The 1,483-nt window shown below is 63.9% G+C and carries 1 protein-coding gene; it reads right to left on the reverse strand.

What is annotated here, in order from left to right:
- Positions 1 to 188 precede the first annotated feature (188 nt).
- The coding region (gene gatB, locus QT222_RS01200; RefSeq protein ID WP_491476037.1) for an Asp-tRNA(Asn)/Glu-tRNA(Gln) amidotransferase subunit GatB at positions 189 to 1,483 on the reverse strand (1,295 nt) is incomplete at its 5' end.

Genomic DNA, 1,483 nt, shown 5'->3' on the forward strand with positions numbered 1-1,483 from the left:
ACGCTGGAAACGTGACGAACAACAATGGTACGTACCACTTCAGCGCCCCCGAGGAGTGCGCCGCTTGCGGGTCGCCGAGTTTCGTTCGGTTCGAACAGTACGTGCGGCAGAAGACGGCGTAGGTCGTTCGAATACGAGTCGGAATCAAACTGCGCGGGTGACGCGCGTCGCCAGCGCAGGCCGTCGCGTTATTCGTCGAGTTGCTCGCGGAGCAGCTGGTTTACGGTTCCGGGGTCGGCGCTCCCCTGGGACTTCTGCATGACCTGTCCGACGAGGAAGTTCAGCGCGCCGCCTTCGCCGTCGTGGTAGTCGGAGACAGCGTCGGGGTTCTCCTCGATTGCTTCGGTGACGAAGCCGCCGATCTCGTCGTCGTCGGCCTTGCCGAGTCCTTCTTCCTCGACGATGGTATCCGGGTCTTTCCCCTCGTCGAGCATCTCCCGGAGGACGATTTCTTCTGCGTTCTTCGTCGTCACCTCGTCGGCAGCGACGAGTTCGACGAGACGCGTGAACTCGTCGAGGCGGTCCGACACGTCCGTAATGAGCATGTCGCGGTAGTTGAGTTCGCCGAGCAAGTTGTCGGCGACCCACGTCGCGGCGAGGTCGGCGTCGAACTCGGCGGCGACGTCTTCGAAGAAGTCCGCGACTTCCTTGGTCGACGTGAGCTTCGACGCGGACTCCTCGTCGATGCCGTACTCGGTCTGGAAGCGCTCGCGGCGGGCGTCGGGGAGTTCCGGAATCGGAATCTCCGCTTTCCAGTGGGCGACTTGGAGCGGCGGGAGGTCGGCCTCGCGGAAGTAGCGGTAGTCCTTTTCTTCTTCCTTCGAGCGCATCGAGACGGTGATGCCGCGGGATTCGTCCCAGTGCCGCGTCTCCTGTTCGACGGCGCGGCCGCGCTTGATGGCGTTCTTCTGGCGGGTGACCTCGTAGGCCAGCGCCTTTTCTGCACCTTTGTGGCTGGAGATGTTCTTGACCTCGGTGCGGTTCGCCGCTTCGAGTGCCTCGTCGGAGATAGAGCCGTCGCCGTTGACCTCGTCGGCGGGGACGAGTGAGATGTTGGCGTCGATGCGGAGTGACCCGTCACGGGTCGCATCGAAGACGCCCAGATATTCGAGCACTTCTTCGAGTTTGGCGAGGAACGCGCGCGTCTCCTGCGGGCTGCGGAAGTCCGGTTCGGTGACGATTTCGACGAGCGGTGTCCCCGCGCGGTTGTAGTTGACGAGCGTGTAGTCCGCGGTGTCGATGCTGCCACCTTTGTGTTGGAGGCTACCCGGGTCCTCTTCGAGGTGGGCGCGCGTGATGCCGATGTCGCGGCGGTTCCCCTCGACGGCGACTTCCAGCGTCCCGCTGGCCCAGATAGGCGCGGCGTACTCGGTCGTCAGGTAGATCTTCGGGGGGACGGGGGAGTAGTAGTTCGCTCGGGGGGACCGGGTGCTCTCGCCGTTATCTGCGTGCATGGCCTTCCCGTCTTCGAGCGCCGGTTTCA

The sequence above is a fragment of the Haloferax sp. s1 genome (assembly GCF_058382125.1).